The following is a 14,938-nucleotide window of genomic DNA, read 5'->3' as shown; positions in this document are numbered from 1 at the left end:
CCGTGCACCCAGCCGTTGCCTACGAACGCCTGTGAAGCGAAGGCATCTTGCGCAACAAACTTGTCGCCATGGCTTCGACCCTGTGGCGCCTCGCCGGGCACGCAGACTTTTGTGGGAGGGACTTCAGTCCCGACTGCAGCCACCCGACAGGCCCACTACTTCAGCAACCTGGCGCTAACGTGCCCAGGCGGTCGCTCACCGCGAGCGCAACCATCTGGATTGGGAGTTCCGAACGCCCCGTCACGCCTCCGGCAACATCACCTCGACCCGATAACGGCGGCCGCTCTCGATATCCTCGATCCGCGCCACGTCCAGCACCTGCCCATCCACACTGACCCGCGGCGCAACGCACCCCGCAACGCGCTGCATGCGCACCTCGAACACCGCCCCGCGAAAGCGGCGCTGCACCGTCGCCTGCGTCCAGTGCGACGGCAGCTGCGGACGCACGCCCAGCGCCTCGCCCTCGCCTTTCAGCCCGAACAAACCCTCGATCAGGCAGCGGTACAGCCACGCCGCGGTGCCGGTATTGAACAGCTGGCTGGAGCGGCCGGCGGTGCGCGGCAGTTCGCGCCAGGCGCCGCGGTAGTAGTTCGGCACGAATACCGGCAACTGCCCGCGTTGCAGGTAGTCGGCCAGGTCCGGCCCCGGGATCATCGCGCGCAGCACGCGCCAGGCGCGGTCGGCATCGCCGATCGCGTACAGCGCATGCAGATAGAACGCGGCGGCGTGGTTGTAGACCGAACCGTTCTCCGCCGAGCCGGGATGTTTCTGGGTGAGGCGGCCCACGTCCTCGCGCATCGCGGTGTACGGCGGCGCCAGCATGGTCGGCCCGTACGGCGTGTCCAGCTGCGCATCGACCGCCTGCAGCAAACGCTTGCGCTGCTCCGCATCCGCCGTACCCGCGAGCAGCGCCCAGCTCTGCGGATTGAGATAGATGCGGCCCTCCGCATCGTCCTTGATGCCGAAGCGCACGCCGTCGTCGGTGATGCCGCGCGCGTACCAATCGCCGTCCCACAGCTCGCGATTGACCGCACCGTTGACCTCGGCGGCACCGGCACGGAATGCAGCCGCCTGCGTGTCGCGGCCGTGGCGTTCGCAGATCGTGGCCCATAACTGCAATGCGTACGCCGTGGCCACCGACAGCCAGCCGGACACGCCGCGGCCACGGTAACCGACCATGTTCATCGGGTCGCACCAATCGCCCTGCGCGATGTAGCTCAGCCCACGCGCATCGCGCGCGCCGAGCAGCCAGCGCATGGCCGCGTCCAGGCGCTCGGCGACGCTGGCGCTGCCGCCATCGGCGCCGATCACGATGGCGTCGAGCAGCGCCGCATCGCCGGTCTCGTCCAGGTACGCCGACAGGAACACCGGCAGCCACACGCAATGGTCGGTATGCGGCACCTGGTTGATGTACTTCAGCTCCGCGCCTTCGATCAGCAGGATGCCGTCCGGCATCGCGCCGCTGGCGTCCTGCTGCGACAGCGCATGCAGCAGCGCCGCGCGCGCCGTCTGCGGGCGCAGGAAGCTCATCCCCATATGGTCCTGCAGGAAATTGCGCGTCTGCGGATCGGTGGTCAGGCGGTTGACGTCGCCGTGATAGAACACCTGCCGCGGCAGCCAGTGGTTGACCAGGTTGTCCAGGCACCGATCGGGCGTGGCGATGTGCAGGCAGCCGGCCGCCTCGGCCAGATAATCGCTGTACTCGGCCGCCGCTTCGGCGAAGCCGGCCGCGGACAGATAGCGCTGCCGCAGCGCCGCGATCTCCGCATCGTCGCGTGCCGGGCCGAACAGGAAACGCAACGTCTGTTCCTGCTGCGGCTGCAGCGTCAGGCAGTACTGCAAGGCCGCGGTCGGCGTTTCGTAGCGCGCATCGCTGCCGCCCAGTCGCGGCTGCAGCACCGCGCTCGGCGCGTGCAGGCCGCCCTCGCCCTCGAATGCCGATTGCCGCGCATCCCACGCATCGGGCGCCTGCTCGTGCAGCAGGAAGGTGCAGTCCTTGAAGTCGCGGTTGCGGAAGTAGTCCTCGACCTTCTGGTATGGCGTGACGCTGCGGCAGACGATGCCGCCCAGGTCGGCGCGGTACTCGCCGCTCTGGTGCATCCACGACATGTAGCCGACCGGGAAATACGCATACAGCGCGATCCGGCGCACGCGCCCGTCCAGATTGCGGACCTGGCATTGCCACAGCTCGACCGTATCCTCGACCGGCAACTGCAGGCGTACTTCCACCTCGATCTCGGTGTAACGCACGCACCACGCGATGTCGCGCTTGCCGACCGAAAAGCGGAATGCCTGCGGCGTCGCCCGCACCGGCTCGTACGGCACCGAATAGATCGCGCCGCTGTCCTCGTCCTTGAGATAGAAGAAGCGCCCCGGATGATGCGCGTAATACGGCTGCTCCGGCTGCATGAAGGTCCTGGCCTCCAGGTTTGGCGCGTGCGCGTACTTGGCCGGCTCCGGCTGCATGAACTGCGCGGTGGCGTAACCGCGGCAGGTGACCTGGATCATCATCCGCCGGTTCCACAGGAAGCCGCCGGCGTTGGGCAGCGCCGTCGGGCTGTGCAGTTCGTAGCGTTCGCCATCGGCGCTGGGCGCCAGCAGCTCGGTTACCTCGCGAAATGCGTCATTGCCAACGCTCATGCGCTCGCTTCCTCCGCGGCGCGCTTGCGCGCGGCCAGTTCCTGCTGGATGCGCAGCAGCGCGGCATCGTCGAGCGGATAGAAGCGCATCGTCCACGCCGCCAGGAACGCGACCGCACCGGGGATCACCGTCAGCAGCAGCACGATGCCCAGCTGCGACGCATCGCTCTGCGCCTGGTTGGCCACATAGCCCATGCCGGCCAGCATCCAGGCGATGCAGGCCGAGGCCAGCGCGCCGCCGAGCTTCTGCGAGAACGTCGCCGCCGAGAACGTCATCGCAGTGGCGCGGCGCCCGGTCTTCCATTCGGTGTAGTCGGCGGTGTCGGCATACATCGAGAACGCCAGCGGCGATTTCGGCCCCAGCGCCAGGCCGATCAGCAGATTGATGCCGAACAGCGCCCAGATCGCCTCGCGCGGGATGAAGAACATCGCGCAACTGAGCATACCGACCAGCGCCATCAGCCCCATCATCAGCCGGCGCTTGTCGTACAGCCGGGTCAGCAGCGGCGTGGCCGCCGCGCCCACCGCCAAGGCCACCGAATAGCTGCCCAGGAACCAGCCGGTCAGGTCCGGGCGGCCGACGTAGTACTTGAAGTAGTACACGCCGGCGCCGGCGCGCATGACGATGGTGATCATGATGATCAGCGCCAGCGCGAACAGCACCCGCCATGGCGGATTGCGCAGCAGATTGCCGATGTCCTGCAGCACCGGCGCGCGCGGCTGCGGCAGCGGCTGCACCCGCTCGCGCGTGGTCGCGAACACGGTCGCGAACAGCGCCGCCGCGGCGATGCCGTAGACCAGCATGGTGCGTTGCCAGCCCTGCGCATCGTCGCCATTGCCGAACCAGCGCACCATGTCCAGCGTGGCGTAGTTGACCAGCGTGGTGCCGGCGAAGGCGGCGATGAAGCGGAAGCTGATCAGCGTGGTGCGCTGCTGGCTGTCGGCGGTGATCACCCCCGACAGCGCCGAATACGGAATGCTGATCACCGTGTACATCAGCATCATCAAGCCGAAGGTGACGTAGGCCCAGACCAGCCGCCCGCCCTGGCCCAGGTCCGGCGTGGTGTAGGCCAGCACGCCGCTGGCGGCCATCGGCAGCGCGGCGAACAGCAGGTACGGCCGGAACTTGCCCCAACGCGAGCGGGTGCGGTCGGCGATCGCCCCCATCAGCGGATCGGTGACCGCATCGACCACCTTGGTCAGCAGGATCATCGTGCCCACCGCCGCCGCGGGCAGGCCCATGGTGTCGGTGTAGAAGATCAGCAGGAACGCGGAGATGTTGGCCCAGTAGAAATTGAAGCCCATGTCGCCGACGCCGTAGCCGACCTTTTCTGTCCAGCGCAGCGGTGCATCGGCGCGTTGCGGCGGTGTGGGCATCGGCGATCCTGTCGGGTGGTCATGCGATGATGGAACGGCGCCAGGCACGTTGCGCCGATCGTGGCGTGCCGACGCTACACCACGCTGCGCGCATCGCCAACGCCGACTCGCGCATCATGCCAAACCCCGTGCAAGGTATAACCGCTCGTGATGGACGCAACATCCCAGAATTCCTTGCCGCAGCGCAGCGAAGCCATCGTCGTGATGGGCATTTCCGGCAGCGGCAAGACCAGCGTCGCGCAGGCGCTGGCCGCGCACTACGGCCTCGCGTTCCTGGACGCGGACGATGTCCACAGCGCCGAGGCCAAGGCGCAGATGGCGCGCGGCGTGCCGCTCACCGATGCGCAGCGCGTGCCCTGGGTGGCGGCGCTGGCGCTACGCCTGCGCCAGTCGGTCGATGCCGGCCAAAGCGTCGTGCTGGCTTTCTCCGGATTGCGGCGCGTCCATCGGCAGCAGCTACGCGACAGCGGCGTACCGATGCGTTTCGTGTTCCTGCATGCGGCCGCGCATGTGATCGCCGAACGCCTGGCGCGGCGCAGCGGCCACTTCATGCCGCCGGCCCTGTTGCAGAGCCAGATCGAGACGCTGGAGCTGCCGTTGGAGGAGCCGGACGTGCTTTCGGTGGACGTCGATGCGCCGTTCGATGCGGTGGTGGCGGATGCGATCGCGCAGTTGGATGCCACATCTCGTGCAAGCGTCGGCGCGGTCTAGCGCGTCTTTCGCCTCATTCTGACGGTCGCTATCGAGTCGTTTCGTTCGTTGCGGCTCGAGCTGCTCCCATGGTGGCTTGCGGCCAACTCGATGGGTGCACTGTAGGAGGGACTTCAGTCCCGACGCCTTCCGGTCGCGGCAACCCCACCGCTTCGCTCGTCGCGGCTGAAGCCGCTCCCACAAGGGCACTCGCCGCCAACTCGATGGGTGCACTGTGGGAGTGACTTCAGTCCCGACACATTCCGGTCGCGGCAACCCCAACCGCTTCGCTCGTCGCGGCTGAAGCCGCTCCCACAAGGGCACTCGCCGCCAACTCGATGGGTGCATTGTGGGAGGGACTTCAGTCCCGGCACCTTCCGGTCGCGGCAACCCCCACCGCTTCGCTCGTCGCGGCTGAAGCCGCTCCCACAAGGGCACTCGCCGCCAACTCGATGGGTGCACTGTGGGAGGGACTTCAGTCCCGACGCCTTCCCGGCCCCGGCGATCCGGACACACGATGCGCCAGGATGTGTGGACCCAACGCAACCCGTCAGTTCGCGCGCATGGTCCTGCGCTTCGCTCCCGGCAGCGCAGGCCCCGACACGTTCGGATCCCAAGGCACGTACCAGCGCCACAGCGCCTCCGTGGCCTTGCTGATGCCGATACGCGGCGTGGCGACCGGATCCGCAGGCGGCGGCGTGCCATCCTCGCCCAGCCACAGGCGCGAGCTGGCCTGTGTCAGATCCAGTCCATTGTCCGCACCCGAAGCACCAAGCGCCTTGGCCAGCCGGCCGGGCCCGCGGGTGAGATCGGCGATACGTCCCACGCCGCGCGCCAACTGCATCGCCTCGATTCCTGCGACCGGCGCCAACGCCCGAATCAGCACCGCATGCCCGGACGCGCCGCCGCACACCGCGTTGAGCGCCCAATGCATGCCGTAGATGAAATAGACATACAGATGGCCGGGCGGCCCGAACATCACCTGCGTGCGCGGGGTCATGCCGCGGAACGAATGTGCCGCCGGATCCTCGGCACCGCAATAGGCCTCCACCTCGACGATGCGACCGCAGCGGCCGTCGCCGGTGACCAGCAACTTGTTCAACAACTCTGGCGCCACCAGGCGCGCGTCGCGGGCGTAGAACGTGCGCGGCAGCGGTGTCGGCAACATCGCCACAGCTTAGTGGGGCGCCCGCGAAGAACGATGCGATACGTGCAGATCATCATGCGCGCCGAAACACGCGGATCGTAGCGCGCGCACCACGGCACCGCCTGGCCGGCGACGGACCACCACGCATGGCGCCGCCCCCGGATACATGCGGCTCCATCCAAATGCCGTGCGCCGCACTCCGGCCGCCGGTATCACTGTGGAGCACCAAGCCCGGTAACGTGCGGGTACGGCGTTGCTCATTCCGCAGGCAACCGCATTTCCTGCAGCAACTGCGGCGCCAGATACACCTTCGCCAGCAGCCAACGCAGGTAGCGCATGTCCACATGGATCGCCCGCTTGTAGCGCGGGTCGTACCACCAGCTGGCGCTGACCGCCTCCCAGTTGCTGTCGAAGTTCAGCCCGATCAGCTCGCCGCGCGCGTTGAGTACCGGCGACCCCGAATTGCCGCCGGTCGTGTCCAGGTTGGTCAGGAAATTCACTGGCTGCGTCTTCAGCTGCGCATCTGCGGTGCTGCCGAAATCGCCCTTGGCGATCGCCGCGAGCAGCGGCTTGGGTGCATCGAACGGCGCCTGCCCGGTGTTCTTCTCGACGATGCCGGCCACCGTGGTCACCGGCGCGAAGCTCACCGCATCGCGCGGCGCCAGCGGCTCGACCCGGCCATAGCTGATGCGTAGCGTGCTGTTGGCATCCGGATACACCGCCCGTCCCTGCTGCTTGCGCCAGGCGAACAGCGCACGCATGTAGGCCGGACGCAGGCGCAGCTGCTCGCCCTCGCGCGTCTTGCGTTCGTTCTCCAGGCGCAGCTGCGCCTGCACCAGTGCCGCGGCCAGCGTCGTCAGCGGATCGGCCGCCACCGGCTTGGCCTCGCGCGCGGCAGCGAAGCGCGACAAGCGCTCGGCTTCCTCGCCCAGCTTGGTCCCTGCATAGAGCTCGTCCAAGGCCTGCTGCAACTGCGCCGGCGTTCGCCCGAACGCCGCGTCGAATTCCGGCACGCGCTGCGCATCGGGCAACTGCTGGTAACGGGCCAGCAGCGCGCTCAGCAGCGCCCTTTCCACCACCGGCGAATAGCGCCGCTGCACCTGCTTCAGCGTGCCCTCGATCAGCGCCTGGTCGCGCTGCTGGTAGCCGCTCTCGCGCTGCTCGTCGGGTTTGGCCGACTCCAGCCGCAACCGTTCCAGCGTCAATGCCGAACGCAGCAACTGGGTCTGTGTCCCGATCAACGCCAGCAGCAGATCACGCTCGCGCAGCGTCGACGCCTCGGCCAACAACGCCTGCAAGGCCGCGATGTCGCGCGCATCGTCGCCCTGCGTGGCGGCGAGCATGCCGCGCTCGTCCTCGCTGCGCAGCCGTACTGCATCGCTGCGCTGCATCCCTTCCAGCTCGCCGGCCGCACGCTTGCGATTGTTCTTCAGCGACTGCAGCTGCGCCGCATAGCGCGTGCGTGCCTCCGCATCTACCTTGCCCGCCGCTTCGATGACTCCGATCATCTGGTCGAACACCGCCACCCGCTGCGGCAACGCCCCGTTCACCTGCTCGTCGAACTCCGCCGCCGTGCGATGCCGATAGGTGATGCCCGGATAGCCGGCCAACATCGCGAAGTCCCCGGCCTTCGGCCCCTGCGTGGCGATCTGCAGAAGCGCCGGCGGCTGGTACGGCACGTTGTCGGCGCTATAGTCGGCCGGCTTGCCGTCCTTGCCGACATAGGCGCGCAGCAAGGTGAAATCGCCGCTGTGCCGCGGCCACATGAAATTATCGATCTCGTCACCGTAGTTGCCGATCGCCCGCGGCGGCGCATACACCAGGCGCACGTCGCGCAGCTCCAGCTGGCGGATCCGGTAGAAGTCCGTGCCGTAGTACATGTTGGCGATACTGCAGCGCACCCCGCCCTCGCGTTCGCAATCGGCCACGATGCGCTTGCTCGCCGCATCCACCGCATCGTAGTACGCCCGCCCGGTCTTGCCCTTGGCCGGCCCCAACACGGCATCGGTGACCTTGTCGAAACCCACCGTCACCAGCACCCGGAAATCCGGATTGGCCGCGCGCTCGTCGCCGCGATCCCTGGCGATGAAGCCCTGTTCGATCAAGTTGTCCTTGCCCGAGGTGTTGTACTGGATCACCCCATAGGCCACATGGTGGTTGGTCAGCAGCAAGCCCTCGCCCGACACGAACGCCCCGGTCCCGCCCCCGACCTTCACCACAGCACTCAGCGGCGGCTGCGTCACCGCTGCTAGATCACTTGGATTCCCACGGAACCCGGCCTCACGCAACGGCTTTGCCAGTTCCGGCAATTGCGATGGCATCCACATGCCTTCGTCGGCATGGGCTGTGGCAGTGAGGGCAAGGCTTAGGGTGAGCGAAGCGGCAAGAGGACAGGGCACGGGCATGCGGAGATCTAGGCAAAGAACGTAACCGCAACCTTAGCCGGCCAATGCGGTCGCAGCAACCAAGATACCAATCCATTCATCGATGGATGTGGCCTTTACCAAGAAAGATCGAGAATGCTCCCGACAAAAAGCGAACGCAGGGTCAGATCACTTCCTACGACCCGATACACAGATGCCTGCTATTGAATAAGTGAACCTGACCCCGTTGCCCACAATCCATTATTTATTGGCCATTCAGTAGAACATATATTCCATGGAAACACTCAGCCTTACGCCTCAATTTTATTTTTAGAGCCATGCATGAATTATATTGACGCCATAATAATTCCTGTTAAATTCTATGATTTTAAAATACCGCAAGAAAATTATCAATTTTATTCAAAAATTTCAGAGTTTGCTATAATACATAAGCCATTTGATTTTTTTACAATGCTGATTGGCTTGCTTGTTTTTCCGCCATCCAACGAGATTCTAACTTGCATTTCCTGATTTTCGAAGCTGGACAAGTCATCAATCAATTCTTTGATGCTTTTCCCGCGAATAACCCAATCCGGATATGAATTAGACATGATTAATCTCCAACGCGCTTTTTTAAATCAGCCGAGTATGTTCCGGCGCGGGTTTCTTTACTAAAAAGTCCCTTTACAGAGTCCGCCATCTTCCATGCTCCACCATTGTGGCCATCTGCATCTCTGGTTATATAGTCCTTGCCGCGCTTATATACAGCCTGTCCATGCACTTCACCATTTATACGGGTAAAACCCATAGATTTTGCTGCTGAAGTTGCTTCTTTTGTCGTCGCAAATATAGCACCTTCAGTGGCCCTTGCCGCAGTGACGGCCTCTTTCCCGATGGCGGCAGCTTCGCCAACAATTTTAACTGGAGGCAGGGCAGCCAAGACCTCCATGCCCGCGCCGACTTTATCTGACGTGCTGGCATCAGTAAATCCTTTATCCGTAATTTTACTGACATTCTCAGCTCCCAGATACTTCCAGAACCCCGCAGCAAATGCCCATCCATAAGTTGTAGCAACTTCACCACGTGAGGCTGCAGACATAGCATTATCATCAATCATTTCACCGACGGTTTGACGCCCATCTGGATCAGTGAATTTGTAAGGATTATTGAGACCGTAGACGTAGCGATTGAAGTTCGTTATTGGCTTTTCGTAAGCTGTCACAGGATCGACAGAGAGGAAGGTCCCAATATCAGATTCATAGTATCTTTGTTGCATATACGTCAAGCCGGTAGCAGCATCCATGACATGGCCCGTATAACCAGGACCATCCGCCAGCGCGCGGTTCAACAGGCTGCCATACGGCTCGTACTCGCTACGTTCGATAATATTCCGGTCTTTGTCCGTCGTCAGTACGACCGAACCCAGCCCATCCGTATGAACATACCGAACCGTCTGCGCCGAGGCGCTGAGTGCGACGAGTAATGAAATGGCCACTGCGGTGGTGACGTGCAGCATTGCCTTGACCACCCGGATTTTCAACATGACTCGTCCTTGCACTTTTGAGTGATTGATTTCATTCACTAGAAGCATCAGAATGCGCACGATTAACAGCGCTTCCAGTTAGAAGCATGCTGTATCGCTACGACAATTCGCCACGCAACTTCGCTATTTCAGATAGATCTCGAAAATACTGCACCCGCTAGCTTGCACGTCCATCTTGCATTTATTGACCAGAGCCGACACCAAGACCGCAAGCATCGACTTTCCCCCTGTTAAACCAGAGGGCCGGGGGTCAAAATCTGCTTCCCTACCCAGCCCATTTACTATTTTATTTAACCAGCCTAATAGAGAGGATCTTGGTTCGTCCGCCAAAAAGGCACGTTCCATCCTCCACCATGAGCTCCACATTTGAATCAGAGGTATATGCCGCAATAGCCATAGCCACAAGTTCCTTGTAGGCGGCGTGATTTTTATCTATTGCAAGATCATTAAGTGAAGCCGAGCATCCTGGAGGGCCATTTTGGGAGAAATGAATAACAAGACCTTCGCCAAACCAGCCGTTCTCAACATAGTTGATTTTTCCCCGCCCCACCACCACGTTACCGAAAGCTTCACCAGAAAACCCCAAGATTAAAACGATCATCAATATTATGCGATTTATGCTCATAACCCTTCCTTTTATAGAATTCAATTGGCCAAACTTCATGCACCATCTAACCACTTAATCGACTCGATGATATTTAGGGCTACGCTGACAGTAAAACCTATCAGGAATTCAATTCACTCGAGCGCCAGACGCGGTAGTGGCGTGCAACACTACCGCCCAATTGCTGGCAGACATCGGCGATAATAATTTTCATATACAGACAATTACACATGTTCGCCACATCCCGGTAAAAATTATTCCGTTTTACGAATTGGCTTCTGTATAGCTGATTCAAGCAGGACGTTTCTTATCAATTCAATAGCAGCTGATACAGCATCGGTACGATATCGACCGCCAAGTGCTGGACATGCGCCACATTGGAAGCAGCGCTACACGTTCCGTCGGACATGCAGGCCGTCACGCTATACGAATAAGTACCTGAGGGCCTAGCAAGCGAGGTCCAGCTGGGATCGGTGCCTTCATAGACAGATGTCCACGTGACGCCGTCAACGCTCTCTTCCACCACATAGCGAGTAGCGCCACCAACCGCTGTCCAGTTTACGTAGTCCTTGACTGCCGCGGTCTGCCCGAACGGCCAGTCGGCTTCGGCCACGAGGCTTCCACCCAGCATGATGTAGTCGGTCGCCTTCGCCTGACGTTGGTTCTTCTGGTAGCGCAATGCTCCTGCCTGGTCGTACATCGAGCCGATGGCCCCGCCACTTTGCATCGCTAGGGTACGGCGACCATAGCCGTCGTAGCGATAGGTTTCCTTGCCTGTCGCTTCGCGCAGGCGGTTGCCGTAGTCGAACGCGAATGCTTGGCCGTTCTTGTTCTTCAGATTGCCCTGCACGTCATAGCTCATGCCGATGACGGTGCTGCCGCTGCAGTTGCCTGTCTTGACATTGGTCAGTTGCCAGTAGCCGTCGTAGCAATAGTAGTGGTCCCGGCCCGGTGCCACGACGTGGGTCAGGTTGTCGAGGATGTCGTAGCCGTAGGTTGCGGTACCGAACATCGGCGAGACCGCCGAGGTCAGGCGATCCAGGCCATCGTAGGCCATGGTGCGGTTGCCGCGCTGGTTGCGGCCGGTCGCGCCGTCGCTGATGGCGGCTACGTTGCCGTTGGCATCGTAGTCGTAGCCGTCGCTCAGGAAGGTCGTGCCGCCGTAGGCATCCTGGCTGCTGTCCGGCAGCTGGCGCGCATTCTGGGTCAGCGTATGCACGATGCCGTTGCCGTAGGTGAACTGCTTGATCGCGCCGTTGGGGTAGTAGCTCACTCCGGTCGCGTAGCTACCTGCCTGCGTGGGTTGCCCCAAGGCGTTGGGTGCATAGTCGATGGTCTGCCCCGACGGATAACGATGCGCTGCCAGATGGCCATTGGCGTTGTAGCCATAGCCAATCGCCCAGGTCTCGCCATCGGCCTGACCCTGGCTTTCCCCCACAATCAGGCGACGCTTGTTGTAGGCGAAGCTGTTGTAGGTCGAGATGCCGTTGTTGCCCGTGGTGATCTGCTTGACCTCACCATCTGGCCAATAGGTCCAGCGCTGGTTGCCGTTGCCGTCCGGAAAGGTCAGTGCATTGATCCGGTTACGGGCGTCGTAGCTGCGATCGACGCGGCGACCGGACGCGAAGGCTGCATCAGCATCGCAGGACGTCGTGCTAGGTAGCGATAGACCACTTGCAGTCCATACGATGTTGCCTGCCGCGTCGTAGCCGGTTGCGCTCGCACCGGTTTCCGGCTCGATCGTCTTGCACAGTTGTTGATAGCCGTCATACACGTAACTGCGAGTCAGCGACACGCTACTGCCGGCATCGCGACGCCGGATCGACGTCGGCTTACCAAAAACGTCGCGCGCGATCTCGGTGGTCGCACCTTCCGGACGCTGGATCCAGACCGGTGCATCATAGGCGGGTTGGTCGAAGACTTGGTAGCCAGTGAGTGTTTTGTTACCACGCGGATCGGTGACCCGTGTCTGGTTGCCCGGCAAGTACTCAGTCACCGCGGTCAACGTGCCCAGCTCCGAGTCTTGCGACACCGAAGTTTTCCGTCCCAATGCGTCGTAATTGCTCCAAATGCCGGTGCTCAGCACATCCGTGTAGCCAGGATATGAGCTGAAGGTCGTGCGTCCCGCGTAGTCGTAGGAGAAACGCTGGTAACGTCGACTTGCATCCTGATTACCCGCATCGAACTCATAAGTAACAGACGGCCGCCAAAATGCATCGAAATAGGTTACCTTGCGCGCGTTGCCAGTAGCGACAGTCTGTCGCCAATGACCTGCAGGCAGCCCATATTCTGCTGCCGCCACCTGCTCAAACGTCTGCGTTGTGACGTTCCAAGCCACACTATCACCGCCAGGATAGGCAACGCTTACCATTCGCCCCATTGGGTCGTAGCCGTAGCTGGTGTCATAGCCATTTTCGTCGGTTACCGCGGTGATCCATCCATGGTCGTTAACGCTTGCCGATATTGAGGTATTGTCGGCAAAGCGAATTAATTGCGGCACACCACGCTTCCAATTGGAAAGCATGGTGGTGCTATTTTTACCATCTGTAACTGTCACCAAAGTTCCGTCTGCATTGTAGGCAATAGTCTGCTGCAACTTACCAAATGCGTAGGACCTCGTAGGCAAAGCGCTAGTCGCGTCGTACTCGACTTGTGACTCGACCAAGCCGGTTTCAGCATTCGTTTTCCTTGCCACCTGGCCAAGCACCCACTTCGATGTGTTGTCGCTATAGTCCAAACTACCACTGCTGCGCTGCCATGGACTGTAGCGCGCGAATACCGTGGCCCGGCCAAAGACATCGAAGCTGCTGACGCTATACGTGTAAAGCGTATTCTCTTGGGATATGACCTTACTGGAGAGGGGTGAGAGTGTACCAACCTGAGCATTATTGATATTGCCCAGCAACACGTCGCCTATCAGCTTCGGCCAAGGACCTGTCGTAGGTGCCGCATAGCCAGAATCTTCACTGCGTAATAATGTGGAACCTACTGCACCTGAGTAGCCTTCAGTTCGCAGCAGCTGACTTTCGGTAAAGTCGTAACGATTACTAAAGATATAGCGCGTTACCGATCCCGCCGGATTTTTTGCATCTGTCCATACTGTTGTAGCGCAACCGGCACTGCAATCTTTGCTCCAGCTGTTGTTTGGCCCAGAATAGGAATATGTCCACGTCTGCTCTGGCACCCCCGGCCCGGAAACACGCTTACTTAATATATTAATATTCTTGTAAACACTAGGAATTTCCAGGCTTCGATTTCCTGAAAAACTGGAGTCGCACAGATAAGGAACATAGGATCTACCACGAATCAAGGTTCCTACGCTAAAATTTCCTACCAGTCCTGAAGGGTGTCGCAGCGAGAGATTGGTGCTGCCTGAACTCTGCGAAACTTTGAACGTGCAACCATCATAGGGGTCATAGGTTACATATGATATACCACTGAAGTTGAAGAGACCTGAGAAATCCATCCCCCATGAACTACCGTCAGGCTGAGTGACGACAGTCAGGTGAGCTCTATTATCTGAAAGCGTTCCGTAGGAATAGGTCCACTTTCTAGGAGATGCATCATTCGCTTGCAAAGTTGCGGCAGTAATTCTACTGCTTGGCACTGAGGTGTTGACGCCCTGCCATGCTTCATAGGTTAAATCTAGCACCCTTCCATCACTTGCCTGGATTTTGAGCAAGTTGCCCGAACCATCGTACTGATAGAGAAGGCTATTACCGAAGCGGTCCTCGACGCGAGACACCATCATCATGGCCATTTGCCGATCGACGCCACCAAAGCCAGGTTGCGCAAAACCGACATTGTCGTAACCGCGATAGATCAGCCAGTCCATCCAATATTTAGTGCCTTCCGGTGAAATCGCTAGAAATCCTTGCCCTCCCTGTCCATTCGATGTTTGAGCGAGACAAGTCACCATCCAGTGCTGACGCGTCACTATGGGAAACGTCAGCTGCGCGCCAGTGGAGTCCGTCATCTGCGGCGAGAGTGTGTTGGAGGCATCTCGACGTAATAGGTCTTGGCGACCAATCCCAGGAATGATCAACTGGTACCCGCCCCACCATTGCTCTGCGTTGTAGATAACAGGCGCCGGACGTCCCAGGTTAAAAACTAAAGAGGGTGCTGAACCAAAATTGCTGCAACGATTACCAGCAAAAAAAGAACTATTTTGGCTAGTCGTCAATGTTTGAATATTCGGAACTTCCAGTCGCCAGTCAGAAAACGCGCGGGCAGCGCCTTCCCTTGGACTTGAGTCGGAAGGGTCGAATGTGCGAACCAACTGGATCGGCAGCCCGGTCCCAGGCTGATCGATATCCACTTGCCTGAAAGTCAGAGCTCCATTGTAGAGACTGATGTTCTCGCCAAAAGGATTCTCACCAAGCGGCTGGATATTCTGCGACGTCCGAATTCGCTTATCGAATTCGTCCTCTGGCGTTACTGCCGTTGCCTGTTCCAGGCCCAATAAAGACAAAAACAACAATAGGACGACGCTGCGCCGTCCCTGCCACTGAGTGAACATCCTTCGCCCCTTTGGCTGCCAGCGTTGCGCTGACAGAGGCGTCAATCTCTCAAATG

9 protein-coding genes are annotated in these 14,938 nt (G+C 60.6%); 1 reads left to right on the top strand and 8 read right to left on the bottom strand.

Annotated features, from left to right (window positions below):
- Positions 1 to 240: 240 nt before the first annotated feature.
- Both NRY95_01100 and NRY95_01095 read right to left on the bottom strand, forming a co-directional pair.
- Positions 241 to 2,640 (bottom strand): NdvB protein, encoded by a 2,400-nt coding sequence (locus tag NRY95_01100; protein ID UYC16612.1) that lies wholly within the window; start codon positions 2,638 to 2,640, stop codon positions 241 to 243.
- On the bottom strand, positions 2,637 to 4,016 hold the full coding sequence (locus NRY95_01095; GenBank protein ID UYC16611.1) for an MFS transporter: 1,380 nt from the start codon (positions 4,014 to 4,016) through the stop codon (positions 2,637 to 2,639). Before NRY95_01095 ends, NRY95_01100 begins: the two co-directional genes overlap by 4 nt.
- A 150-nt stretch (positions 4,017 to 4,166) precedes the next feature.
- Between NRY95_01095 and NRY95_01090 the strand changes: the two genes are divergently transcribed.
- Positions 4,167 to 4,727 (top strand): gluconokinase, encoded by a 561-nt coding sequence (locus NRY95_01090; protein UYC16610.1) that lies wholly within the window; start codon positions 4,167 to 4,169, stop codon positions 4,725 to 4,727.
- Between the two features lie 529 nt (positions 4,728 to 5,256).
- On the opposite strand, the gene NRY95_01085 is transcribed toward NRY95_01090, so the two are convergent.
- The 6 genes from NRY95_01085 to NRY95_01060 form a co-directional block, all read right to left on the bottom strand.
- Complete coding sequence (locus NRY95_01085; protein UYC16609.1) at positions 5,257 to 5,874, bottom strand: DNA-3-methyladenine glycosylase; 618 nt, start codon at positions 5,872 to 5,874, stop codon at positions 5,257 to 5,259.
- Positions 5,875 to 6,110: 236 nt separating this feature from the next.
- Positions 6,111 to 8,258: a S46 family peptidase gene (locus tag NRY95_01080; GenBank protein UYC16608.1), complete on the bottom strand. Its 2,148-nt coding sequence runs from the start codon at positions 8,256 to 8,258 to the stop codon at positions 6,111 to 6,113.
- Between the two features lie 374 nt (positions 8,259 to 8,632).
- Positions 8,633 to 8,827, bottom strand: a complete 195-nt coding sequence (locus NRY95_01075) for a hypothetical protein (GenBank protein ID UYC16607.1) — start codon at positions 8,825 to 8,827, stop codon at positions 8,633 to 8,635.
- A gap of 2 nt (positions 8,828 to 8,829) precedes the next feature.
- Positions 8,830 to 9,819: a toxin C-terminal domain-containing protein gene (locus tag NRY95_01070; protein UYC16606.1), complete on the bottom strand. Its 990-nt coding sequence runs from the start codon at positions 9,817 to 9,819 to the stop codon at positions 8,830 to 8,832.
- 226 nt (positions 9,820 to 10,045) lie between these two features.
- Positions 10,046 to 10,360 carry a hypothetical protein gene (locus NRY95_01065; protein ID UYC16605.1) on the bottom strand — a complete coding sequence of 105 codons (315 nt, stop codon included), beginning with the start codon at positions 10,358 to 10,360 and terminating at the stop codon, positions 10,046 to 10,048.
- A 313-nt stretch (positions 10,361 to 10,673) separates the two neighbouring features.
- Positions 10,674 to 14,882: an RHS repeat protein gene (locus NRY95_01060; protein ID UYC16604.1), complete on the bottom strand. Its 4,209-nt coding sequence runs from the start codon at positions 14,880 to 14,882 to the stop codon at positions 10,674 to 10,676.
- Positions 14,883 to 14,938: the final 56 nt, after the last annotated feature.

Source organism: Xanthomonas campestris pv. phormiicola (assembly GCA_025666215.1).
Classification (GTDB): Bacteria; Pseudomonadota; Gammaproteobacteria; order Xanthomonadales; family Xanthomonadaceae; genus Xanthomonas_A; species Xanthomonas_A campestris_A.
The sequence above is the reverse complement of the archived record's forward strand: the minus strand, read 5'-3'. Positions and strand labels throughout refer to the sequence as shown.